The sequence below is a fragment of the Pseudomonas maioricensis genome (assembly GCF_022790535.1).
In the GTDB taxonomy this organism is placed as follows: domain Bacteria; phylum Pseudomonadota; class Gammaproteobacteria; order Pseudomonadales; family Pseudomonadaceae; genus Aquipseudomonas; species Aquipseudomonas maioricensis.
In genome coordinates, this window is sequence record NZ_LOHG01000008.1 from 87,475 (window position 1) to 111,671 (window position 24,197).

At 56.9% G+C, this 24,197-nt stretch carries 20 protein-coding genes; 8 read left to right on the forward strand and 12 right to left on the reverse strand.

Annotated features, from left to right (window positions below; translation table 11 throughout):
* Positions 1 to 33: 33 nt before the first annotated feature.
* On the reverse strand, positions 34 to 2,064 hold the full coding sequence (locus AUC61_RS14240) for a response regulator (protein ID WP_243246899.1): 2,031 nt from the start codon (positions 2,062 to 2,064) through the stop codon (positions 34 to 36).
* The gene (locus tag AUC61_RS14245; RefSeq protein WP_243246900.1) at positions 2,061 to 3,545 is read right to left on the reverse strand and encodes an ATPase domain-containing protein; all 1,485 of its coding nucleotides are present in this window, start codon (positions 3,543 to 3,545) and stop codon (positions 2,061 to 2,063) included. The genes AUC61_RS14240 and AUC61_RS14245 overlap by 4 nt, the downstream gene beginning before the upstream one ends.
* A gap of 282 nt (positions 3,546 to 3,827) precedes the next feature.
* Here AUC61_RS14245 and AUC61_RS14250 point away from each other — a divergent pair, with 282 nt between their 5' ends.
* Positions 3,828 to 4,640, forward strand: a complete 813-nt coding sequence (locus AUC61_RS14250) for a crotonase/enoyl-CoA hydratase family protein (RefSeq protein ID WP_243246901.1) — start codon at positions 3,828 to 3,830, stop codon at positions 4,638 to 4,640.
* A 47-nt stretch (positions 4,641 to 4,687) separates the two neighbouring features.
* Positions 4,688 to 5,524, forward strand: coding sequence for an NAD(+) diphosphatase (gene nudC, locus AUC61_RS14255; RefSeq protein WP_243246902.1), 837 nt, complete (start codon positions 4,688 to 4,690; stop codon positions 5,522 to 5,524).
* On the opposite strand, the gene AUC61_RS14260 is transcribed toward nudC, so the two are convergent.
* The 5 genes from AUC61_RS14260 to AUC61_RS14280 form a co-directional block, all read right to left on the reverse strand.
* Positions 5,492 to 6,271, reverse strand: coding sequence for a TSUP family transporter (locus tag AUC61_RS14260; RefSeq protein ID WP_243246903.1), 780 nt, complete (start codon positions 6,269 to 6,271; stop codon positions 5,492 to 5,494). The genes nudC and AUC61_RS14260 overlap by 33 nt on opposite strands.
* Positions 6,272 to 6,431: 160 nt before the next feature.
* Entirely contained in the window at positions 6,432 to 7,199 is a 768-nt protein-coding gene (locus AUC61_RS14265) for an SDR family oxidoreductase (protein WP_243246904.1), read from the reverse strand.
* 26 nt (positions 7,200 to 7,225) lie between these two features.
* Positions 7,226 to 8,293: a phosphotransferase family protein gene (locus tag AUC61_RS14270; protein WP_243246905.1), complete on the reverse strand. Its 1,068-nt coding sequence runs from the start codon at positions 8,291 to 8,293 to the stop codon at positions 7,226 to 7,228.
* Between the two features lie 203 nt (positions 8,294 to 8,496).
* Complete coding sequence (locus tag AUC61_RS14275) at positions 8,497 to 8,811, reverse strand: SCP2 sterol-binding domain-containing protein (RefSeq protein ID WP_122663577.1); 315 nt, start codon at positions 8,809 to 8,811, stop codon at positions 8,497 to 8,499.
* A 45-nt stretch (positions 8,812 to 8,856) separates the two neighbouring features.
* Positions 8,857 to 9,567 carry a histidine phosphatase family protein gene (locus AUC61_RS14280; RefSeq protein ID WP_243246906.1) on the reverse strand — a complete coding sequence of 237 codons (711 nt, stop codon included), beginning with the start codon at positions 9,565 to 9,567 and terminating at the stop codon, positions 8,857 to 8,859.
* Positions 9,568 to 9,760: 193 nt separating this feature from the next.
* Between AUC61_RS14280 and sohB the strand changes: the two genes are divergently transcribed.
* Positions 9,761 to 10,783 carry a protease SohB gene (gene sohB, locus AUC61_RS14285; RefSeq protein WP_243246907.1) on the forward strand — a complete coding sequence of 341 codons (1,023 nt, stop codon included), beginning with the start codon at positions 9,761 to 9,763 and terminating at the stop codon, positions 10,781 to 10,783.
* A gap of 140 nt (positions 10,784 to 10,923) precedes the next feature.
* The gene (locus AUC61_RS14290; RefSeq protein WP_243246908.1) at positions 10,924 to 11,274 is read left to right on the forward strand and encodes a hypothetical protein; all 351 of its coding nucleotides are present in this window, start codon (positions 10,924 to 10,926) and stop codon (positions 11,272 to 11,274) included.
* 52 nt (positions 11,275 to 11,326) lie between these two features.
* Here AUC61_RS14290 and AUC61_RS14295 read toward each other — a convergent pair whose 3' ends face one another.
* Together AUC61_RS14295 and AUC61_RS14300 are read right to left on the reverse strand one after the other, a co-directional pair.
* Positions 11,327 to 11,821 (reverse strand): DUF934 domain-containing protein, encoded by a 495-nt coding sequence (locus AUC61_RS14295; RefSeq protein WP_087270147.1) that lies wholly within the window; start codon positions 11,819 to 11,821, stop codon positions 11,327 to 11,329.
* Positions 11,805 to 13,463 (reverse strand): nitrite/sulfite reductase, encoded by a 1,659-nt coding sequence (locus AUC61_RS14300; RefSeq protein WP_243246909.1) that lies wholly within the window; start codon positions 13,461 to 13,463, stop codon positions 11,805 to 11,807. The genes AUC61_RS14295 and AUC61_RS14300 overlap by 17 nt, the downstream gene beginning before the upstream one ends.
* A gap of 495 nt (positions 13,464 to 13,958) precedes the next feature.
* Between AUC61_RS14300 and AUC61_RS14305 the strand changes: the two genes are divergently transcribed.
* Entirely contained in the window at positions 13,959 to 15,044 is a 1,086-nt protein-coding gene (locus AUC61_RS14305) for an ABC transporter substrate-binding protein (protein ID WP_243246910.1), read from the forward strand.
* A gap of 8 nt (positions 15,045 to 15,052) precedes the next feature.
* Here AUC61_RS14305 and AUC61_RS14310 read toward each other — a convergent pair whose 3' ends face one another.
* From AUC61_RS14310 to xthA, 3 genes are all read right to left on the reverse strand, one after another.
* On the reverse strand, positions 15,053 to 15,295 hold the full coding sequence (locus AUC61_RS14310) for a DUF2970 domain-containing protein (RefSeq protein WP_243246911.1): 243 nt from the start codon (positions 15,293 to 15,295) through the stop codon (positions 15,053 to 15,055).
* Positions 15,296 to 15,366: 71 nt separating this feature from the next.
* A complete protein-coding gene (locus AUC61_RS14315; RefSeq protein WP_243246912.1) occupies positions 15,367 to 16,704 on the reverse strand; it encodes a substrate-binding domain-containing protein in 1,338 nt (445 codons plus the stop codon).
* Between the two features lie 252 nt (positions 16,705 to 16,956).
* Positions 16,957 to 17,769, reverse strand: a complete 813-nt coding sequence (xthA, locus tag AUC61_RS14320; protein WP_243246913.1) for an exodeoxyribonuclease III — start codon at positions 17,767 to 17,769, stop codon at positions 16,957 to 16,959.
* Between the two features lie 215 nt (positions 17,770 to 17,984).
* Between xthA and AUC61_RS14325 the strand changes: the two genes are divergently transcribed.
* The 3 genes from AUC61_RS14325 (at position 17,985) to AUC61_RS14335 (ending at position 24,121) form a co-directional block, all read left to right on the forward strand.
* On the forward strand, positions 17,985 to 18,635 hold the full coding sequence (locus AUC61_RS14325) for a GNAT family N-acetyltransferase (RefSeq protein WP_243246914.1): 651 nt from the start codon (positions 17,985 to 17,987) through the stop codon (positions 18,633 to 18,635).
* Positions 18,636 to 18,701: 66 nt separating this feature from the next.
* On the forward strand, positions 18,702 to 20,435 hold the full coding sequence (locus tag AUC61_RS14330) for an autotransporter assembly complex protein TamA (protein WP_243246915.1): 1,734 nt from the start codon (positions 18,702 to 18,704) through the stop codon (positions 20,433 to 20,435).
* Positions 20,432 to 24,121, forward strand: coding sequence for a translocation/assembly module TamB domain-containing protein (locus AUC61_RS14335; protein WP_422765324.1), 3,690 nt, complete (start codon positions 20,432 to 20,434; stop codon positions 24,119 to 24,121). Before AUC61_RS14330 ends, AUC61_RS14335 begins: the two co-directional genes overlap by 4 nt.
* Positions 24,122 to 24,197: the final 76 nt, after the last annotated feature.

A 24,197-nucleotide genomic window follows, 5' to 3' on the forward strand; every position in this document is an offset into this window, starting at 1 on the left:
GCCATCCCTGACCTCCAGATGGCGCCGAAACCGTTAAACCTCAATCATCTCCCTTACCTTGGACGTCAGATTGTCGAAGGCGAAAGGCTTGGTAATCATCTGCATGCCATCGTCAAGAAAACCGGCCCTGACCGCCGCGTGTTCGGCATAACCGGTGATAAACAGCACCTTTAGGCCTGGGCGCAATTGACGACCTATCTCGGCTAATTGCCGACCATTCATGCCCGGGAGGCCCACATCACTGATCAGCAGATCGACGCGCTGCCCTGATTCAAGAATCGGTACCGCCTCAGCGCCGGTGCTGGCTTCGACAAAGGCATAACCCAACTCGCTCAACACTTCGCTGACCAATACCCTGACAGCGGCATCGTCCTCGACAATAAGCACAGTCTCGCCGTCTTTGGCGAAACTCTCGGTGTTGTGAATGATCTGTTCGTCCTGAGTCTGCTGGCCTTTGAAGCGTGGCAGGTAAAGCTGCACGGTGGTTCCCTTGCCGACCTCGCTTTTAATCGCAACATGTCCATGAGACTGTTTGCTGAAACCATAGATCATTGAAAGGCCCAGCCCGGTCCCCTGGCCGATGGGTTTGGTCGTAAAGAACGGATCAAAGGCACGGCTCATCACGCTATCCGGCATTCCGTAACCGGTATCGCTGACGCTGAGCACAACGTAGTCGCCGGGCAGCAGGTTTTCGTGAGCGTTGGTAAAGGACCTGTCCAGACTTTGATTGGACGATTCGACGATCAGAAGACCGCCGTCAGGCATTGCGTCACGGGCGTTGAGCACCAGGTTGAGCAGGGCGCTTTCCAGCTGATTGGGATCCGCTTCTGCGGTCCATAGAGGGGCATGCAAGTGCAACTCGAGACGAATGCTCTCGTTGAGGCTGCGATTGAGCAGTTCGCTCATGGAGCGGATCAGTTGATTCATGTCTACTGGTTTGGAATCCAGTGACTGGCGGCGTGAGAAGGCAAGTAGTCGGTGGGTCAGGGCGGCGGCACGGTTGGCGGAGGTTACGCCAAGGTCGATCAGACTGTTCAGGTCCTCGGTTTTTCCGCGAGCCAGGCGTCTTCGCAGCAATTCAAGACTGCCGATAATCCCGGTCAGCATGTTGTTGAAGTCGTGGGCAATGCCCCCTGTCAATTGGCCAACAGCTTCCATTTTCTGCGATTGGCGCAACACTTCTTCGTTGTGCCTGAGTTGGGAAGTGCGTTCTTCGACTTGCTGCTCAAGGGTTTCGTTAAGTCGTCGAAGTTGCGCCTCGGCCTGCTTGCGCTCAGTGATGTCTGAAGTTACTCCCGCCAGTGAGCTGACTCTGCCATTCTTGGCGCGAATGGCTCGTGCCCTGACGTCTACCCAATTCAACGAGCCGTCAGGCCATACATTGCGGTATTCAATGATGAAGTCGTCACCATTGTCCAGGCTACGCTGTAACGCCGATTGCATGCGTGGCTGGTCTTCGGCATAAACGGTGTCCAGCCAGTCCTCGTAGTCAAATCGCTCATCCTCGCTGCGCCCATAGTGAGAGCGGGAGATAGCCGAGCAGTCGAGTGTCAGGAACTCTGCTTCGAGTTGCCATGAACCCAGGCGTCCGGCCTTGAGTGCGTTCTGCAGGCGTTGTTCACCTTCCGCCAGGTCTTCCATGCGAGCTCTGGCTTCGTACTGCCGTCTTCGTCCGCGTATGGCGGTGGTGACAAGGCTGACCAGCGTGGTCGGGTGAAAGGGACGCTCGAGAAACGTTACATTACCTAGCATCGTGCCCAAATAAGCCGAGGGGCTTTGCTCCGGGCCGCCGTGATGGGTCAGAAGCACTACAGGAAGGTCCGACCAGGGCGGCTGGCGCTCCAGCGTCTCCACCAAGGAGCTGATATCTTTGCCACGCAAAGCCTCATCGGCAATGATCGCCATCCCTGCGCCGAGGCTCAGCTCGGCGCTCAGGTCGGCAAGCGTATGCGCGACCAGGGCGGGAAAACCCGCCTCCTGCAGAATCATCAAAGCGATCTGGCTGTCCCGGCCCCGTGGGGCCAGGATGATTGCCCGTTCTGATAGCAGCCCGGGCGTGCTCACTCCCTGTCATCCTGCATCAAGGGGCTGGTTGAGCCCGCATACTGAGGGACGCCGGTAAGCACGCCCTGGAAGGCTGCGAGCGGTTCGCCGATTTTCAGGCCCTGATGACTGATGCGATACTCCCTGATGGTGGACTCATGAGTGCCAGTGCGCTTTTTGATAACGGAAATCGCACGGCGAACTTCGCCCATGGCTTCGAAGTAGCGCAACAGCATGACAGTGTCGGCGAGATAAGTAATGTCAACGGGGGCTCGCATGTCGCCCACAAGACCATGTTGAGCGACTGTCATGAACGTCGAGGCGCCCTGACGGTTCAGGTAGAGCAGCAGTTCGTGCATGTGCAGAACCAGCGCATTTTCTTCCGGCATAGCCGCCTGGTAGCCGTTGATGCTGTCAATAACCACCGTCTTGATCTGCTTTTCGTCGACGCTTGCCCGTACCCGGTGAGCGAATTCGCCAGGTGACAGCTCAGCGGCGTCGACCTGTTCAATCAGCAGGTTACCGCTTTTCTCCAGAGCTTCCAGATCGATGCCGACTTTGCGCATGCGATTGAATAGCAGGCCCAGTTCTTCATCGAAGATGAAAAGTCCGACACGTTCGCCTCGAGCCACTGCAGCAGCCGCAAAGACTAGCGCGATCAGCGATTTGCCTGTACCCGCAGGCCCCAGAATCAATGTACTCGAACCGCCATCGATGCCGCCGCCCAACAACGCATCCAGTTCAGCCACGCCGCTGGATAGCACGCTGCGCTCAAATCGGTTGCGGTGTTCCGCAGCAACCAGTCGCGGATAAACGTGGATGCCATTGGCCTTGATGGTGAAATCATGAAAGCCGCCACGGTATTTCTGCCCGCGATACTTCACCACCCGGACGCGCCGCCGCTCTGCGCCGTAATTCGGGTTCAGCTCTTCAAGCCGGATCACACCGTGCGCGACGCTGTGCACGGTCTTGTCCAAAGCTTCGGTGGTCAGGTCATCCAGAAGCAATACAGTCGCGTCATAGCGCGTGAAGTAGTGCTTGATGGACAGAATCTGTCGTCTATAGCGCAGCGAGCTTTGTGCCAGCAAGCGGATTTCCGATAGGCTGTCGATCACGACTCGGGTCGGTTTGACCCGCTCGACCACTTCGAAGATCTGACGCGTTGCTTCGCCCAGTTCCAGGTCCGAGGAATACAACAGACTCTGGTGATTATCAGCATCGAGCAGGCTTTCAGGTGGCGTCAGCTCGAAAATTACGATGTTCTCATCCAGATCCCAGCCGTGCGACTTCGCGCCGTCGCGCAGTTCGATGTCGGTCTCTGAAAGAGTGATATACAGACAGCGCTCGCCCGCAAGGGCGCCTGCACGTAAAAACTGCAAAGCGACTGTCGTTTTGCCAGTGCCTGGTTCGCCCTCGAGAAGAAACACGTGCCGACGGGAAAGACCGCCTGCCAGAATGTCATCGAGGCCCACAATACCGGTTGCTGCTTTTGATGTAGTCAAGAATCGCCCTCTTGCGACCTTAGGGGGGTGGCATAGCCTTAAATCGGCCGCTGCGCTGTCAATGCCTATGACACAGCTTAATATCACTTACACACTACTTGACCGCTGTGCCCCGCGAGCGTTCAGACTTTTGCACCGTGCAGGCCGCGTTCAGGCGCGTTTTGGGACAACGGTCCGGCACTTGGCACATCCGCCGCCTTATCGCCTAAAGGCCAGCCTTGATATAGTCTCTGGCTGAATCGGGTCGTGGCTAGAACAAGAAAAATCAAGAGAGGAACCTCCGTGTCTGACTATCAATCCTTTGTTGTAGAGCTGAGTGATCACATTGCCCACGTGCAGATCAATCGACCGGAAAAGGTCAATGCGATGGACGCTGCATTCTGGTCTGAAATCATTGATATTTTCCAGTGGATTGATGAGACCGATGAAGTGCGTGTTGTGGTCCTCAGCGGGGCGGGCAAGCACTTCTCTTCAGGCATCGATCTGCAACTGTTGGCCTCTGTGGCCAATGAACTGGGGAAGGACCCGGGGCGTAATGCACGAACGTTGCGGCGCAAGATTCAGCAGTTGCAGGCTTCGTTTACTGCGGTTGACCGTTGTCGCAAACCGGTGCTTGCAGCCATTCAAGGCTATTGCCTCGGCGGTGCCATCGACCTGGTGTCTGCGTGCGATATGCGTTATTGCGCTCAGGATGCAAAGTTTGCGATTCGTGAAATCGACATGGGCATGGCCGCCGACGTGGGAACGCTGCAGCGCCTGCCCCGGATTATCGGCGATGGCATCATGCGCGAGCTGGCGTATACCGGGCGTACGGTTGAAGCTGCGGAGGCAAAGGAGATCGGGCTGGTCAATCGTGTTTTTTCCGACGCGACCAGTCTGCTCGAAGGCGTGTTGAACCTTGCTAAAGAAATCGCCGCCAAGTCTCCTATCGCCATCACCGGCACGAAGGAAATGATCAGCTATATGCGTGATCACCGCGTGGATGACGGGCTGGAACACGTTGCTATCTGGAACGCTGCCATGCTGCAATCAGCAGACTTGAAAACCGCCATGTTTGCTCAGATGAGCAAGCAAAAGCCGGCTTTCGAGAACTAGAGCGAAAGCCAGAGCGCGCATCAGATCAACGTATCAGGGAGTTTTTTATGTCGGGCCCCAGTCGCTGGACCACCGCTGTACTGGATATTCAGATGCCGGGCGGTTGGGCTGTCGTCCACAGCGAGCAAGGCTTCCTGCTGGACAATAACGGGGCGATGTTTCCCCGGGAATGGCTCAAGCGTCAGGAGCTTGATGTCATCAGCGAACACGGCATCGGTCATTTCGATGGCGAGCCGGTTTATCTGTATGTCCTCAAAGAGGCAGTTGAGGTAGAAGGCTGCAGTTGGCAAGGATTACGGCAGTTCATGTTGTCTGGCGAGTACGAAGTCTTCCAGCAACTGGGCTATGCCGCGCAGATCAGCACCTGGGCCCGTGAACACCGTTTTTGTGGCAGTTGCGGACGCCCTACGGTACAAGTCCCGGGCGAGCGGGCGATGTATTGCGAACACGATAACCTGCGCTTTTATCCGCGTATCTCACCGAGCATGATCGTCTTGATCACCCGTGGTGACGAAATCCTGCTGGCCCGTTCGCCGCGTTTCGTGACCGGTGTCTACAGCACACTGGCCGGGTTTGTGGAACCGGGTGAGTCCGCCGAAGACTGTGTCCGCCGCGAGGTGATGGAAGAGGTGCAGGTCAAGGTCAGGGACATCAAGTATGTGGGAAGCCAGTGCTGGCCGTTTCCCCATTCAATGATGTTGGGTTTTCATGCCGAATATGAGAGTGGCGAGATTGTCCCTCAGGCGGACGAAATCGAAGATGCCCGCTGGTTCAGCATCAATGATCTGCCGCCGTTGCCAGCCAATCGCTCGATTGCCCGGCACTTGATCGAGTTGTACCTGGCGCAGCGTTCAGGCGCCCCCGAACCAGTGTTGCCAGGCTAGGCGGGCGGTCAGGCACAACACGACGGTGATGAACACCGGGCGAATGAACTTTGCTCCGCCCTTGATAGCGCTGCGGGCGCCAAGGGCAGCCCCAAGCATCACCGCGACGCCCATACTCAGGCCGATCAGCCAGTCCACCTGCCCGGAAACAATGAACACGGTGAGCGCCGCGGCATTGCTGACGAAGTTCATGGTGCGTGCCACGCCACTGGCCTTCACAAGATCAAGCGGATACATCAGCAGGGTGCTGACCGTCCAGAACGCGCCAGTCCCCGGGCCCGCCACGCCGTCATAGAAGCCCAGGCCCAGACCTTGCGGGAACTGCCATTTTTTCCTGATCGGTGCATCGCTGTTTATCGGGGCTTTGGGTGTGCCACCGAACAGTAGGTACAAGCCGCAACCGAAGACGATCACGGGCAGCATCTGGTTGATCCATTCGCCAGGCAGGTACTGAGCGATCACGGCGCCGATCAACGCACCGATGGCGGTACCGACCAGTGCATGCGTCCATTGCCGTGGATGAAACAGCTTGCGCCGGTAGAAGGTAAAACCAGCGGTGGCCGAGCCGAAGGTTGAACTGAGTTTGTTGGTGCCCAGCACCAGATGCGGTGGCAGGCCTGCGGTCATCAGCGCCGGGGTGGTCAGCAAACCACCGCCTCCGGCAATGGCATCGATAAAACCGGCAACAAAGGCAACGACAACGAGCACCGCAAGGGTGCTCAGCTCGACACTCAGTTCAATTGGCATGGGAAGGGCTTACTTGGCAGTCGGGCAGAAAAGCTGCCCCGGAAGCTGCATATATTACTGCAGGACAGTCGTATCAGGTAGGAGGCAACAAGTTCGCTCCTACCGGCTTGTGCTGGGTCAGGTAGGAGGCAACTTGTTGGCGAGAAGGTTTACGGGGTGGTCAGGACAGAAACCCGCCATCCACGTTCAACGCAACACCGGTGGTATAGCTCGACGCTGAGCTTGCCAGGTACAGCACGGCACCGGCCATCTCAGAGGGATCGGCAACCCGTTTTAGCGGGATTTGCTGGAGGGCGGTTTTCAGAATCGCATCGTTCTTGACCAGCGCCGAGGCGAATTTGGTGTCGGTCAGGCCCGGTAGCAGGGCGTTGCAGCGAATACCAAAAGGCGCGCATTCCTTGGCGAACACTTTGGTCATGTTGATCACTGCGGCTTTAGTCACCGAATAGATCCCCTGGAAAACGCCCGGAGAAACGCCGTTGATCGATGCCACATTGATAATGCTGCCGCCGCCGTTGTCGCGCATCAGCTTGCCTGCTTCAACCGACATGAAGAAATAGCCACGAATATTCACGTCGACGGTTTTCTGAAACGCACCCAGGTCAGTGTCCAGCACATTACAGAACTGCGGGTTGGTCGCGGCATTGTTGACCAGAATATCCAGTCTGCCGAATTGCTCGCGGATCTGGGCGAAGACCGCTGTTATCTGCTCCATCTCACCGATATGACACGCAATGGCGGTTGCCTGACCGCCCTCGGCGTTGATTGCCTCGGCTATTTGCTGGCAGCCTTCGATTTTGCGGCTGCTGACAATGACGTGCGCACCTTGCTGCGCCAGCAATCGTGCGATGGCTTCACCAATGCCGCGACTGGCGCCGGATACAAAAGCAATTTTGCCATCAAGGTCGAACAGTTCGGTTCTGGACATAGTTTTTTCTCCTTCTCTTGTCCCAGTCAAAGGCTGGATTTATCGATGACCTGCAGGCTCATGTGTTCGAGCAGTTTGTTCATATGAATAAACTGTGCGAAGCGCTTGTCCTGGGTCTGGCCCTGGAAGAAACGGTAGTAGATTTGCTGGACGATCCCCGCCAGCCGGAACAGCCCGTAGGTGTAATAGAAATCGAAATTTTCGATGGCGATGCCCGAGCGTTCAGCGTAGTAGTCGACGAATTGTTGACGAGTCAACATACCGGGTGCATGGCTGGGCTGGCGTCGCATCAGCTGGACCGGGGCCGGATCGTTGGCTTCAATCCAGTAGGCAAGGGTGTTGCCGAGATCCATCAGCGGGTCGCCCAGCGTGGTCATCTCCCAATCCAGCACGCCGATGATCTGCAGCGGATTTTCCGGGTCCAATAGCACGTTATCGAAACGGTAGTCGTTGTGCACAATTGCCGGAACCGAGTGGTCTGCGGGCATCTTCTCTGCCAGCCACGCTTTGACATGCGTCCACTCCGGCGCGTCCGGCGTACGCGCTTTGTCATAGCGTTCAGCCCAGCCACGAATCTGACGCTCAACATAACCTTCCGGTTTACCCAGATCACCCAGTCCGCAGGCCTGATAGTCCACACCGTGTAGCTCCACGAGCCGATCAATAAAGCTTTTGCAGAGTGTCCGGGTCTGGGGCGCTGTGAGATTCAGCTCCTTTGGCAGGTCGGAGCGCAGGATGATCCCCTTGATGCGCTCCATGACATAAAACCCGGAGCCGATCACTGACTCGTCGGTGCAGTGCAGGTACGCTTTCGGGCAAAACGGGAACGCATCCTTGAGCTGATTGATGATGCGGTACTCACGGCCCATGTCATGGGCCGATTTGGCTTTTTGGCCAAAAGGCGGGCGTCTTAGGACGAATTCCTGATCAGGATACTGCACCAGGTAGGTGAGATTGGATGCGCCGCCGGGAAACTGGCTGATCACGGGACTGCCCTCAAGGCCCGTAATATTGGCCTTGAGGTAAGGGTCTATGAGCGCGGCATCCAGCTCTTCGCCTGCGCGGATCTGTGTGGACTGGTCAGTAAGCGCCATGCTTATCCCTTCTGCTTATTATGGTGCGCATAGATCATTGACTAATCGAATGGTGGCAACAACGTGCAGGCTGTCTTATTGGCCGCCGTGTTGCTCGTCGATCATTGCCTTTGATGGCCCGTACACTTTTATAGCCGAGACGAAAAAACGGGCAAAAAAAACCGAAGCGCTCAGGCTTCGGTTTCCTTTGCCGGACTCATTGATCAGGCCGGGAACAGTTCGCTCAGCTTCATCGCCAGCATCATGTCGCCTTCGGCGCGCAATTTGCCGCCCATGAAGGCCTGCATACCGTCGGTCTCGCCGCTGACGATGCCCTGCAGGGTTTCGCCATCCATAACCAGAGTGACCTGAGCGTCAGGGTTTTCGCCTTCCTGCAGTTCGCAGGTGCTGTCTTTGACGATCAGCGAGAAGTGTTTGTCTTCATCGATACGGAAGCCGAAAACCAGGTCCAGGCCAGCAGCGGCACTTGGGTTGAACTTGGCTTTCATGGCTTGAACGGCGTCGGCTACGGAGGTCATGGTTCGATCCTTTTTAGTGGTTGTTCTGTAACGGGTTTACCGGGGTCATCGATAGGTAATGAGTTCCGGCATATTCATCAGTTGCAAGTGAGCATGGTTGTTAAAACTCGCCAGCGCGACCTCACGACCACGGAACTTCAATTGGTTGAGCGACGTGTTGACGATTTGCCAGTTCAGCTCGAAAGCCTGCTGAACGGGCATCTGGGTCATCAGGTGGAGCAGGGCAGTAATGGTGCCGCCCGAGGTAAACACTGCAATGCGTTCGCCGCTCTGGGCGCGCTCCAGTATTCGTTGCAAACCGGCTTGAACCTGAGCCACGAACGCTTCCCAGCTTTGCAGTTCGGGACTGTCATGCTCACCGCTGAGCCAGCGTGCGACGATCAACGAAAACAGGCGCTGAAATTCGGCGCGGTTCTGGGCAGCATTGCGCATCACATGCAGCGCTTCGGGCTCTTCACCCAGCATGGCGGGCAGCAATACGCGGATCGTGGTTTGCGCATCAAATTCGTCAAAGGCCGCGTCGACCTCCAGTTGAGGCGTTTTCAGGCCTGCAACCCGGAGCTGATCCAGCGCCAGCTCGGCAGTGTGCTGCTGTCGGCGCAAGCTGCCGGCGATGCAGCGATCAAAGCCTGAGCCGAGCCTGGAGAGATACGCCCCCAGCACTTCTGACTGGCGAACCCCGACAGGCGACAGTACATCGTAATCGTCGGCACCAAAAGACGCCTGGCCATGTCGTATCAAGTAGATGCTGCCCACGTCCGTATCCCGGTACGTTGAAGTGTTTGCGAGGTTATGAGGATGCCGAAGGCGTGTCAATGAAAAAACATACGCTTGTTTGAATGGTCGTTCTCTAAACGATTGACGGCTGGTCGCCGACAGGTCGCGCCGGTATGCTTGGGTGATCCGCGACCCTTGAATGGTAAGGGCGCCATCGAAGTGAGGAGTCTCTGTGGAGTTTTTAGCCGATTACGCCAGTTTCCTGGCCAAAACGGTCACCCTGGTTGTAGCCATCGTTGTTGTTCTTGTGGCGATTGCGTCGTTGCGCGGCAAAGGCCGCCGTCGGTCGGCCGGGCAATTGCAAGTCACCAAGCTCAATGATTTCTACAAGGCTTTGCGTGAGCGCCTCGAACAGTCGCTGCTCGACAAGGACCGCCTCAAGACGCTGCGTAAAGAGCAGGCTAAAAGCCTCAAGAAAGACAAGAAGCTGGCTGACCCCAAGCCGCGCGTTTATGTGCTGGATTTCGATGGCGACATTAAGGCCTCTGCAACGGAAAGCCTGCGCCATGAAATTACGGCGCTGCTGACGCTTGCTACCGAGAAGGACGAGGTTGTGTTGCGTCTCGAAAGCGGTGGCGGCATGGTGCACAGCTATGGCCTGGCTTCCTCGCAACTGGCGCGTATTCGTCAGGCAGGTATTCCGCTGACTATTTGCATCGACAAAGTGGCGGCCAGCGGTGGCTACATGATGGCTTGCATCGGTGACAAGATCATCAGCGCGCCTTTTGCCATTCTTGGTTCGATTGGCGTCGTGGCTCAGTTGCCTAACGTCAACCGTCTGCTGAAAAAGCACGATATCGATTTTGAGGTACTCACTGCGGGCGAATACAAACGTACCTTGACGGTGTTTGGCGAAAACACCGAGAAAGGCCGCGAGAAGTTTCAGCAGGATCTGGACATTACCCACGACCTGTTCAAAAACTTCGTTGCCAATTACCGTCCGCAACTGGCGATTGATGAAGTGGCTACCGGCGAGGTATGGCTGGGCGTCGCGGCGCTGGACAAGCAGTTGGTCGACGAGCTGAAGACCAGCGACGAGTACATTGGTGAGCGCGCCAAGACGGCCGAAGTGTTCCACCTGCATTATGTGCAGCGTAAAAGTCTGCAAGAACGCATGGGCATGGCTGCGACCGGTTCAGTGGACCGGCTCCTGTTGGGTTGGTGGAGTCGTCTGACGCAACAACGCTTCTGGTAAAACCTTCAAGCGTCGCCTGCAATTGCAGGCGACGCTTTTTATTGCCTCGAATAAATCAACGCGCGGTATTTATACAGGTCATTTCGCTTCGCTATATCGCTAAGACTGGCAATCTCTTTGCAATAAGGAAATTGCCCGAAATGCCTGAAACAGCCGACTACCTTGCGAACAATCCACTGCTTGATACCTTCGTCACCGATCACGGCGCGGTCATCAAAAGCCCGGCAAGTTTTGCCCGGGCGCTGATCAAAGCGTACGCCCTCAAACATTGGGCGCTTGATGTTGATCCTGATGTCACTCCTGACGACACTTCATTTCAAATCGCCGCCAGGCGTAATTGGTGCGCGGTCCTGCCGCCAATGAGGTGTGACGCGCCTGGGTCGGGAAGATTACCGGTAGGACCGAATTCATTCGGGAAGAGGCCAGCACATCCGCCAGATTTTATCGTCGGCAATATCGTCTTCCCGGCTCAAACCGGTCCCCCGATATGAAAAAAGCCCAGGCTGGAAATCCAGACCTGGGCTTTTTCGGGCAGCGAACGAATTAACGTCTGCGGAACAACGGCAGCGGCTCGTCGGTTGCAGCCTGATACGTCACCGAAAAGTCCTTCAATCCCTCAAGGGCTTCGTAGGGGTCTTTGTCGGCGCGAATAGCGAATGCGTCGAAGCCGCAGCGGTGCAGGTAGAACAGTTGGTCTCGCAGAACATCGCCGATAGCCCGCAGCTCGCCCTTATAACCATAACGATCTCGCAGCAGGCGCGCGTTAGAGTAGCTTCGGCCGTCGGTGAAGGCCGGGAAGTTCAGGGCAATGACCTGGAACTTGTCGACATCAGCGCCGATCTCTTCAGCTTCTTCGTCGCTGTCCAGCCAGACACCCAGGCCGCCATCACGAGCAGCAAGGGCGTGGCCATGCTCGCGCCACAGCGCAAGCGGAACGATCAGGTCGTCGCAGTTGGACAACTCATCAAAGGACGTCTCCTTGGGCAGCAAGTGCCAGGTTTCATCGATGACTTCGTTATTCTTAATTATTCGCTGCATAGACGCGCTCCTTGAAAGGGTCGATGCCGATACGCTGGTAAGTGTCGATAAAGCGCTCGTCTTCGTTGCGTTTTTCAACGTAAACGTCGATCAGCTTCTCGATCACATCCGGCATGGCGTCCTGAGCAAAGGAAGGGCCCAGGATCTTACCCAGACTGGCGTCGCGACTTGCGCTGCCACCCAGGGAGACCTGATAGAACTCTTCGCCTTTCTTGTCCACGCCCAGAATGCCGATATGGCCGACATGATGGTGACCGCATGCGTTCATGCAACCGGAAATGTTCAGGTCCAGCTCGCCGATGTCGAACAGGTAGTCCAGGTCGTCGAAGCGGCGCTGGATGGATTCGGCAATCGGGATCGACTTGGCGTTGGCCAGCGAGCAGAAATCGCCGCCAGGGCAGCAAATAATGTCCGTCAGCAGCCCCACGTTAGGGGTGGCAAAACCTTGCTCGCGCAGCTCGTGCCACAAGGTGAACAGTTGGCTCTCTTCCACGTCGGCAAGAATGATGTTCTGCTCGTGAGAGGTGCGCAGTTGACCGAAGCTGTAACGATCGGCCAGGTCTGCAACGCCGTCGAGCTGCTTGTCGGTCAAGTCGCCGGGTGCAACACCGGTAGGCTTGAGGGACAGCGTGACTGCTACGTAGCCCGGCTTTTTGTGAGCCAGGGTGTTGCGCGTACGCCAGCGAGCAAAGCCCGGATGTTCCTGATCCAGTTTCGCCAGTTCAGCACTGAAGTCTTCCAGCGCTTTGTAATCAGGGTCGACGAAGTGTTTGGAGACGCGATGTACTTCAGCTTCAGTCAACGTGGTCTGGCCGCCACGCAGGTGGGCCATCTCTGCATCGACTTTCTCGGCGAACACTTCAGGGGTCAATGCCTTGACCAGAATCTTGATCCGCGCCTTGTACTTGTTGTCACGACGGCCGTAACGGTTGTAAACCCGCAGGATCGCATCGAGATAGCTCAACAGGTCCTGCCATGGCAGGAATTCATTGATGAAGGCGCCTACCACTGGCGTACGGCCCAGGCCACCGCCGACCAATACACGGAAGCCCAGCTCGCCAGCCTGGTTCAGGACAGGCTCAAGACCAATGTCGTGAACTTCGATGGCGGCACGGTCGCTGGTTGAACCATTGATCGCGATCTTGAACTTACGCGGCAGGTAAGCAAATTCAGGGTGGAAAGTGGTCCATTGACGGACGATTTCGCACCATGGACGCGGGTCTACCAACTCGTCAGCCGCTACGCCGGCGAACTGATCGGTGGTGACGTTGCGCAGGCAGTTGCCGCTGGTCTGAATGGCGTGCATCTGCACGGTTGCCAGCTCGGCAAGGATGTCCGGAATGTCTTCCAGCGCGGGCCAGTTGAACTGAACATTCTGCCGTGTGCTGATGTGTGCGTAGCCCTTGTCATAATCGCGAGCGATCTTGGCCATCATCCGTGTCTGGCGTGAGGTCAGCTGGCCGTAAGGCACAGCCACGCGCAGCATCGGCGCAAAACGCTGGATATAGAGGCCATTTTGCAAGCGCAAAGGGCGGAACTCTTCTTCGCTGAGTTCCCCCGCAAGATAGCGTCGGGTCTGATCACGGAACTGCTTGACGCGGTCCTCGATGATCCGCTGGTCGTACTCGTCGTATACGTACATATAGGTCCTGTTCTCAGGCAATTACCACAGCAAATCTGCGCGCACGGCCGCGCACTCCAGACGGAGCCGGGGGAAGATACCAGTTTGCGGATATACACAAAAGTGGCGTTTGCATATATGCAAATAGCTAAAAGTGATAAGCCTTTGGTCCGACGCTGATAACCCTGCTTGTGGTATGGGCATCCCTCGGCTTTACTGGGGTCGAGTCTGACCTGAAATAACCTGAGACTCACCGCTTTATCCGTGCTGCCACTAATAAAACAGACAAGAGGCAATGTTCATGAGCAACCATCCCAAAGTTTCCAAGAACGACAGTCATGTTGATGCGTGGGCCATTTTTTTCATCATCATTCTTGTTGTGGGAGCCGCAGTGTTCTGGGTCAGCCATCAATAAGACTTCTCGGCACACATTTGCGGTGCAGACAATCGGGTTAGCGGCCGATAGCTAAGTGGATCGTCGAAAAGATCTTTGGCTATTTATCAAGGCTCGTCTGAATGACTCGACTTTGCTGCGGCGTGCTTGTGGTCGCTTTAGGGGGCTGGCTGAACGCCGCCAGCGCCGCCTCAGTGGTTTTTCTGAGTCCCGGACCTGCGTCCGATGGCTACTGGTCCGTCTACGCGCGATTCATGCAAGCGGCGGCGACCCGGCTCGGCATGAACCTCACGGTGCTCTACAGCAACCGTGACACGCGGCAACTGGTCGAGCAGGCGAGGGATGCGCTGCAGGGGCCGAGCCGTCCGGACTATCTGGTGTTTTCCAATGAACTCAATATTGCGCCCGAGATTCTTCGCCTGTCACAGAACAGCGAGGTAAAGCTCTTTGCCGTAAACAACACGTTGACCGCGGACCAGTTGCGTATTCTTGGTGACGTTTCGCAACGCTACCCCAACTTTATTGGCAGCCTGGTAGGGGACGACGAGACGGGTGGCTATCTCACTGCCAAACGCTTGATCAGCCTGCATCCGCCACTAAAGGCTGGCGATGTGATCGAAATGCTCGCTTTTTCAGGTACCAATACCACTCCGGTCTCGTTGAAGCGTGAGCAGGGCATGCGTCGGGCGCTGGCCGAGCATCCGGAAGTTCGTTTGCGGCAGATCGTATTGGGCGGCTGGCGACGTGATCGTGCGCTTGAGCAAGCCCGTGTGCTGCTTCGGCGCTACCCGCAGATCAGCCTGATCTGGTCGGCGAATGATCAAATGGTATTTGGCGCCATGGATGCCGTACGGGAAACAGCACGAGAGCCGGGCAGGGAGGTGCTGTTCAGCTCCATCAACTGGTCTCCGCAATCGCTGATTGCGCTGCAGGACGGGCGTATCAGTGCGCTGGCGGGTGGGCACTTCATGCTGGGTGGTCTGGCCATGGTCCTTTTGCATGATTACGACACAACTGCCCCTGCCGCGCGCCTTATTATCGGTGCCCGTCAGGCCCAGGTCATGAAAGAGGTCAGTGTCAGTGATTTGAGTCGGATTCGCGCTGACAGCATGCGCGATGACTATGGTGTGGATTTCCGTGCCCTGAGCCTGAAAGGCCAGCCAGCGGGAACTGACTATTCATTTTTGTTGCGTCCGGCTTCTCCATAGGCAGGACTTCAGCCGATGGCAAAGTACACGACCAACTGCACAAGGCCGAACAGCAGGGCAGCGAAGAACAGCGTAAAAGACAGGCCGATGACCGCAAAGTGGATCGGCTTGCCGCGGGTGAAATCCCGCTCACGGTTTTTCCCGCTTTGCACGCCGAATGCGGCCGCCATCACGCTGTGTAGCATTTGCCAGAACGTCGGTGGTTTGCTGTCTTCAGGCTCTGGCGGTTCAGGCGCGGATGGCTGATGCATGTTGCCTCCTGATGTGTACTCACGAGGATAGCCGAGCAATAGCGTCTGGTCAGGCTAGCGGCAGTGCCCCATCAATCCACCCAGACTTCAACTCGTCGGTTCTTGATGCGTCCGTCGTCAAGATCGTTGGCTGCCACCGGCATTTCATCACCAAAGCCGACAACTTCCCGTAACGTCACATTGCTCTTGATCAACTCTCGACGCACCGCCATGGCGCGCAGTCGGGAGAGTAGCTGCGCGCGTTTGGGGTCGCTTTTCGCATCGCCAAAACCCACCAGCGTGACCCGTTGATCGAGTTTGTCGTGTTGCTTCAGATACTCTGCTACTCGTTTCACGTCGAGCAGCGCCTTGTTATCCAGCGTGGCGCTGCCTTGGGCAAACCTGAAGTTGACCGACAGCCGTTCTGCTTCGCGGGTCAGTGCCTGATAGTCGCCGGGCATCTGTGCTGTTGCCTGAACCTTGATGGCTTGTACCGTTTGCGCAACGAATCCGTTTTGCGCAACCACGGCCTGACCCTCGGGACTCTGGGCGAAATTGATCAGCGCGGTCGCCCAGGGTTGATGCGTTTCCACGGGGAGGTAAAGGTAAAGACGGCGCGATAACGGATAATCTTCTGTCGCAATCAGGCCTACGGTGGGGAGCATGGGCCGTGAGTCACCGTCAGCTACAGCCACGGCTCTGGAATGACGTACATAGGGCAGGCCAATGAAACCGATGCCGTTACGGTCTGTGCTGACTTCATTGGACAGTTGTTCGCTGGACTCGAAGCGCTTTGCAGTTGAGGAAAGTGTCTTGCGGTATTTGAGCAGGACAAGTTCTTTGAATGTTTCGAAAGTCCCTGATTGCTCGTCACGGGCATAGAGATGGATTTCGCCTTCTTTGCCGCCCAATGCCTGCCAGTTTCGGATTTCGCCAGAAAATATACGCGCCAGTTGTTCTGTTGTCAGTTCGCGTATCGGGTTGCCGGGATGCACGATGACTGCAACTCCATCGATGGCGATGACCTGCTCGGCTCCCGGGCTTTTCAGGTTGCCGATCTCCGCAAGGTCTTGAACTTCCTTATCTTTGACTGGCCGTGACGACGCGGCTATATCGGCTTTTCCAGCCTTCAATGCAGCGAAGCCTGTCCCGGAGCCGTGGGCAGCGATTTCGACAATCAGTTTTTTGCCATCAGCCGCAGTTCCGGTCACCCGGAGTTCGTTGGCCACGGTACCCGTCTCAGTGTGAATATCACGCGCGCCTTGTTTGCGCAGTAGTCCTTCGACAAGGGCAGGGCCGAGTTGGGCGTCGATGGTATTGGAGCCATGAATGCGCAGCACCGGGTTGTGATCGGGAGGCGAAGGCAGGCTGGCGGTTGCGTCAAGCGCGAGTAATGAGAATACAGCCAGCAACGAAACAGCGCGCAGCATGTGCGGCACCTTGAATATCAGGAAAGTGCCGAGAGATTAAGTCGGATTGATTACCGCAATGTGACAATTGGGTTCAGTAACATAGTAAGGTGCTCGCTGAGCCCGATGAGTGTTGGTGGCCGAGGCACTGGCGACGTGGGACCGACTTCAGCCGGGAAAGGGCCATCACAGGCACTGAAAATCAGTCGCCAGAAGTACCCGCTTCCGGCTGAAGCCGGTCCCACGTTTAAATGTGACTAATTCATCGCGAAATCAGCTCAATTCCAGCCAGATCGGCGCATGATCCGACGGTTTTTCCATGCCGCGCAGTTCGTAATCAACCCCGCCAGCCTTGATGCGTGGCTGTAGGCCGTTGGAGGCCATGATCAAGTCGATGCGCAACCCGCGTTTGGGCTGATCCTCGAAGCCGCGGCTGCGATAGTCAAACCAGCTGAACTGATCAATCACTTCCGGGTGAAGGTGTCGGAAACTGTCCACCAGCCCCCAGTTCTTCAGGCGAGCCATCCATTCGCGCTCTTCTGGCAGAAAGCTGCACTTGCCGGTTTTCAGCCAGCGCTTGGCGTTGTCCGGGCCGATGCCAATATCACTGTCTTCCGGGGAAATGTTCACGTCGCCCATGACGATGAGTGGCTGGTCGTTGCTGAAACGGGTTTCCAGCAAGGCCTGAAGGTCATTGTAGAAACGCTGTTTGGCCGGAAACTTGGTCGGATGGTCGCGGCTTTCTCCTTGCGGGAAATAGCCATTCATTACGGTAATCGGTTGGCCGTTATCGTCGGCGAATGTGCCCCAGATGAAGCGCTTCTGCGCCTCTTCATCGTCCGTTTCGAAGCCTTTGTGCATAGCCAGCGGCATTTTGCGGGAGAGCAGCGCCACACCGTAGTGACCTTTTTGTCCGTGGAAGTGCACGTGATACCCCAACGCTTCAATTTCCGCCTGGGGGAACTGCTCGTCAGAGACTTTGGTTTCCTGCAGGCCGATAACATCAGGCTGGTGTTTCTCGATCAGCGCCGCCAACTGATGAGGTCGGGCACGAAGCCCGTTGATATTGAACGAAACGATTTTCATGGGCGGGCAGTCCTGGCAAATACAAAAAAGCGATGCTAGCTGACCTGTCGCTTCATCACCAGTGCGGTTAGATCAGTCTGTGCCAGGCGTTGCCGATGGCAGCCTCTTAGTGTGTTCACGAAGGATATTGGAACTGAGGCAGCAGGCGTTGACTCGAACCCTTTGTACCACCGGAGCGCTGCCGTCCGAGCTGCGCCTTGAAGAGAGGTTGTTCCATGCCTGAATCGTCTGCCATCGTGGCTGAAGTTCGTCAGCTCGACAGCGGTTACTCGAGGGAAACCCGCTCGCTGCTGTATCACGCCTATCGCCACGAACCGGGCTTCGCCTACCTGTTCAATGCTGAACGCAACGGCTTCGATCAGCGCGTCAGAGCGACCGTCCGCGAACTGGTCAAGCAGCATTTCCTGCAGGATTTACCTGCTATCGGTCTGTTCATCGAAGATCGTCTGGTGGGTGCCGCGCTGATCGCGCCTCCGCAGCGCCGTCTGGGTATCACCGAGAGTTGGGCCTGGCGTTTACGCATGGTGCTCAGTACGGGGTTTAACTGCACTCGACGCTATCTGGAGTATTACAACGCCGTTCTGGCGTGCCTGCCTTCGGAGTCCGTTCATGTTCTGCCACTGCTTGGAGTTCATCCCGAGTTTCAGGGCGAGCACCTTGGCGAACAACTGCTCCAGGCCGTGCATAACTGGTGCGCCGAGGATGAAAGTTCTCAAGGCATCGTGCTCGACACCGGGAATGCTCGTTACCTTGAGTTCTATAAAAGACAGGGATACGAGGAAATAGGTGAAGTTGCTGTAGGACCTATCCGAGAACACGTGTTTTTCCGCCCAAATCCTCAGGTTTCACTGCAAGAGATGGCGTAAAGGTATGAATTTCTTACTTTTTGGCGGGTTCCAGTGATAACCGTTGCTCGTGTTAGCATTCGCGCCATGAAGTTTCTTGCAAGGTTTACCAGCGGTTTGATACTCAGTATCTCCACTGTTGCGGCGTTCGCCGACGCCCAGTTGGAGGTGAGGGTATCGCCTGCCAACTCCGAACTCAAAGCCAATATTGAAGGTTACGTGGGCAGCCCCGGCGAGCGTGATGCCGACAGCCTGCAGCATTTCAGCATCGGCGCTGAGGAGCAGGCGCAGCGCGCAGCTCAGGCTCTGGGTTACTACCAGGCGAAAGTCGCCAGTGAGGTGAAGACCGGCAAAAGCAAAGAGCCGCAGTTGGTAATTACCGTTCAGCCCGGCGAGCCGATTCATTTGCGCGATGTCACGGTTCGCATTGAAGGAGAGGCAGCCTCACTCAAGGCATTCCGCACGCCCAAAGGTGATGCGCTGAAAAGCGGAGCGGTGCTCAACCATGGTTATTACGAGGATGCCAAGCGCCTGATACAGAATCAGGCGTCTCGCTATGGCTTCTTTTCCGGGCGCTTTGTTCAGCAGCGGCTCTCGGTGGATCCGGCAGCGGGTGTGGCAGATATCGATCTGGTTTACGACAGCGGCCCGCGTTACACCCTGGGCAAAGTCAGCTTCAGCGGCGACGCCCCTTTCGATGATGACCTGTTGCGGCGCATGGTGCCCTTCAAGGAAAACACGCCTTATGACTCGGAGTTGATCGCCGAACTGAATCAGGCGATGCAGACCAGTGGCTATTTCGAAGGCGTCCGTGTGGACGCCACACCGACCACGGCAGTGGGGCAGGAAATTCCTGTCACTGTTCAGCTAGAAACACGCAAGCCGCGCACCATGGGGCTCGGGCTGGGCTATTCCACAGACGTCGGTCCCCGCGGCAAGGCCAACTGGACCCGTCATTGGGCCAACCCTCAGGGCCACAGCTACGGGATTGAAAGCGAGCTGTCTGCACCGCGTCAGAACGTAGGCCTCTGGTATGACATACCGCTGGACCCGCCGCTGACCGACAAGCTGCGCTTCGCAGGTGGTTACCAATACGAGGAAATCGCGGGTACCGACACGCTCAGCAAATTACTGACGGTTGGCCCTGAGTGGCACAGCAAGCTGCCCAGTGGCTGGGAGAGAGTCATTTCGCTCAAGTGGCAACGGGAAGAGTATCGCCTGGGCGACGACTCCGGCCTGAGCACGCTGTTGATGCCGGGCGTCAGCTATTCCTATCTGCGCAGCGACAATCGCATCGATCCGCACAATGGCTATCGCCTACAGTTCGATGCCCAGGTGGCCAAGGAAGGGCTGATGTCAGATTCGAACCTTTTGCATGGCAATGTGTTGCTCAAGGGGCTGACCACCCTTTGGGATAATCACCGCTTTCTCGCGCGCGTACAGTTCGGTGGCAACGCTACCAACGGGTATAAGTCGATACCGCCATCGCTGCGTTTTTTCGCGGGCGGCGACCAGAGTGTGCGCGGCTACGACTATCAGACCCTTTCCCCGGAGAACTCGGACGGTGACCGTATCGGCGGTCGATACATGGTCGCAGGCAGCCTCGAATACCAATACTCGATTGCGGAAAAGTGGCGAGTCGCGACGTTTGTCGACCAAGGCAACTCGTTTGACAAGCTCGAATTGCCGAGCCTCAAGACAGGTGTCGGTATCGGTGTACGCTGGGTTTCACCTGTAGGCCCATTACGTCTGGATCTGGCGCACGCGCTGGACGATGACGGCGGCATCAGACTGCATTTCTCGATGGGACCGGAGCTATGAAGCCTCTGAATTGGCGGCGCTCATTGAAAGTCGCGGGCCTGGTAATCGTCAGTATTGTCCTCCTGCTGTTTATCACCTTGTGGTTGTTACTTGGGACCGAGACAGGCAGCCGTTGGGCCCTGGCGCGTGTGCCGGGCCTGCAGATAGAAAACTTCAGCGGTCACCTTGCGGGGCAGTGGCAGGCCGATCATCTGCTCTGGCAGCAAGACGCGACAGGCATTGAAATCGATAATCCGGCGCTGGACTGGTCGCCCGGCTGTCTGTTGAAAATGACCCTGTGCATTGATCGTTTACAGGCCGATCAGGTTCGCCTGCAGCTGGCTCCGGGTTCGGATACCGGGCAAAGCGGGCCTTTTCAACTGCCCGATTTGAAGTTGCCGTTAGCGATTCGTTTGAGCGATGTGCGCATTGGCAGCCTGTTGCTGGATGGCGCCGAGCAACTAGCCGATGTACGGCTGGCTGCTCACTGGACCGCCGAGGGCCTGCGACTGGATGACGTTCATCTGCGCCGTGATGATCTGGTACTGGATCTGGCCGGGCTGCTCCAGCCATCCGGGAAATGGCCGCTTACAGCAACCGGTCTATTGAAGTTACCTGACGTTGCCGACCGTGCATGGACCCTCAATCTGGATGTTCAAGGCAATCTGCTTGAAACCTTGCAGCTCAAAGGAATCAGCAGTGGTTACCTGCAGGGGCAATTGAACGGCGAACTGGAACCCTTGGCGGAACACCTGCCTGCGCGGTTGAAGATTATTGCCGAACCTTTCAAAGCGGCCGATTCGTTGCCGGACACGTTGCAACTCAACCAATTGTCGCTCGATGCGCAAGGCGATCTGCAACAGGGTTACCAGTTACACGGAACAGCCAGTCTGCCTGCAGAACAAGGCCCGGTCGCCCTGGTGCTCAACGGGCGAGTCGATGCAAAAGGCGCGGTTATCGAGGCCCTCGATCTGAGTGCCGACGCAGAGCATCGTCTGAGCCTTAACGGCATGGTGAACTGGGAGCAGGCGCTGCGTGCCGAGGTGAAAATCGATTGGTTGGACTTTCCCTGGCACCGGCTCTATCCATTGATTGAAGAGCCTCAGGTGGCATTGCGTAAGTTCACCGGCGAGGTGTCTTACACCGATGGCAAATACCTGGGTAACTTCATTGCCAACCTTGACGGCCCGGCAGGCGCATTCAGTCTGGTCAGCCCGTTTAGTGGGGATTTGACCCAGGTATTCCTGCCACAACTGGAAATGGTCGCCGGGCAGGGCAAGGCCACCGGGCATCTGAACCTGCAGTTCGCCGATGGAATCAGTTGGGATACAGCACTGGATCTGAGCGCAATCGATCCTGCTTATTGGGTTGCGCAATTGCCCGGTACGCTGGCTGGCCCGTTGCGCAGCAAAGGTCAGTTCAGAAACGAACAGTTAAGCCTGAACGCGGATCTGGATCTGAAGGGCAGGCTGCGTGGTCAGCCTGCTGTCTTGCAGGTCAAAGCCGAGGGGGGCGGTGACAAGTGGAATGTGGGTGCGCTTGCGGTGCGCCTGGGCGATAACCGGATTCAGGGGGCTGGCAGCTTGCAGCAGCGGCTGCTGGGTCAACTGGACATCAACTTGTTGCGATTGGGGCAGCTTTGGCCAGGCTTGCAAGGGCAGGTCAAAGGCCGTCTTGATGTGGCCGGGACCCTGCAAGCGCCACAAGGCCAGTTAGCCCTTCAGGGCTCGCAACTGGGCTTTCAGGACAACCAACTAAAAGCCTTGGCGCTGAATGCCAGGCTCGACAACCGTCAGCGGGCAACGGTCGATATCAAAGGCAGCGGCATTCAGCTTGGCGACAAGCAGTTGGGCACGCTGGTCGTAGACGCTCAGGGCGATATAAAGCGCCAGCAATTGAAGCTTGATTTGCAAGGGCCGCTGCTCAAGCTGGGTCTGGGCCTGGACGGCAATCTGGACAAGGGTAACTGGCGTGGACGGCTTGCCAGCGGTGATGTGCAAACAGGCGGGCAGCGCTGGCAGTTGCAGCAACCAGCGAAACTTGAACGACTGGCCGATGGCAAACTGAATTTCGGTGCCCATTGCTGGCTGTCGGGTGCTGCCAGTCTGTGTGGTGAGGACCAGCGTCTGATGCCCGAGCCGCGTCTGCGTTACCACTTGAAGAACTTCCCCCTGGAAAGTCTGGCCCAATGGCTTCCTAAAGATTTTGCCTGGAAAGGTTCGTTGAATGCCGACGTGCAGCTCGACGTGCCGGCTGCTGGGCCGAGCGGACAAATCACAGTCAATGCCGGTGGGGGAACGCTTCGCGTCAAAGAGAAGGATCAGTGGCTGGACTTCCCTTACGAAACCCTGGTCCTGGTCAGCAAGTTGACCCCGAAACTGATCGACAGTCGTCTGGATTTTCAGGGTGCAAAGCTCGGCGCGTTGCAGGTTAATGCGCGGATCGACCCATTGGCAAAAAACAAGACCTTGAGTGGCGACTTCAGTCTGAACGGGCTTGACCTGTCCATCGCCCGACCATTCGTGCCAATGGTGCAGAAACTCAATGGTCGGCTGAACGGCAGCGGTCGATTGTCGGGCGGTCTGCTGGCCCCTCTGGTGAACGGCAACGTGATCCTCAGCGGCGGTGAAATTTCCGGCCCGGAGCTGCCGATAAGTATTCAAGACCTGAACATACAGGCGCTGATTGCCGGAGAAAACGTCCAGCTGGATGGTCGATGGAAAAGTGGCGAGGCCGGTAAGGGGCGTTTGACCGGCGAGTTCGGCTGGAGTCAGGCATTGGTGGTGGACTTGAGTCTCCAGGGCTCTCGTCTGCCAATCACGGTTGAGCCTTACGCCAGTCTTGAAGCTGCGCCCGATCTGAAAATATCCATGCAAGGTGGCCGTCTGGGAGTCTCGGGCAAGGTACTGATTCCCAAGGGCGCGATTACCATTCGCGAGTTGCCACCTTCCACCGTCAAGCTGTCAGGCGATACGGTGATCGTCGGTCAACAAACCGAGGAGGGCGCGCCGCCGTTGGCGATGGCCATGGACATCGACGTCCAGGTGGGTCAGGAGAAGTTGAGCTTCACCGGTTTCGGACTGACCGCTGACCTTGCCGGGCGGGTGCATATTGGCGACAACCTCGATACCCGTGGCGAACTCAACCTCAATAACGGGCGATATCGTGCTTATGGGCAGCGGTTGACGATTCGCAAGGCGCGGCTGCTTTTTGCAGGACCGATTGATCAGCCGTACCTGGACGTCGAAGCCATTCGGCAGACTGATGACATTGTCGCGGGTATCCGCTTATCCGGCAGCGCAGAGCAACCGACGACTACGGTGTTTTCGGAGCCAGCGATGAGTCAGGAGCAGGCGCTGTCTTACCTGGTGCTGGGGCGTCCGCTCAACAATACCGGTGAAGACAGCAATATGATGGCTCAGGCCGCGCTGGCGTTGGGGCTGGCGGGCAGTGAGTCGACCACCGGCAAGCTTGCTAAAGATCTGGGCATTCGTGATTTCGAACTGGATACGTCGGGCTCCGGTGACAAAACCAATGTGGTCGCCAGCGGCAAGATCACGGACAAGTTGAGCTTGCGCTATGGCGTCGGGGTGTTTGAACCGGCCAATACCATTGCCTTGAGGTACATGCTGAGCAAAAAGGTTTATCTGGAAGCGGCGAGCGGGATCGCGAGTTCGCTGGATATTTTCTACAAGCGGGATTTTTGATTGCTGGAAAATCAGAGCGGAACACGCGGGCTGGCTTTAGCCGGGAAAGCGGCTTTTCTGATCTATCAGCCTGGAA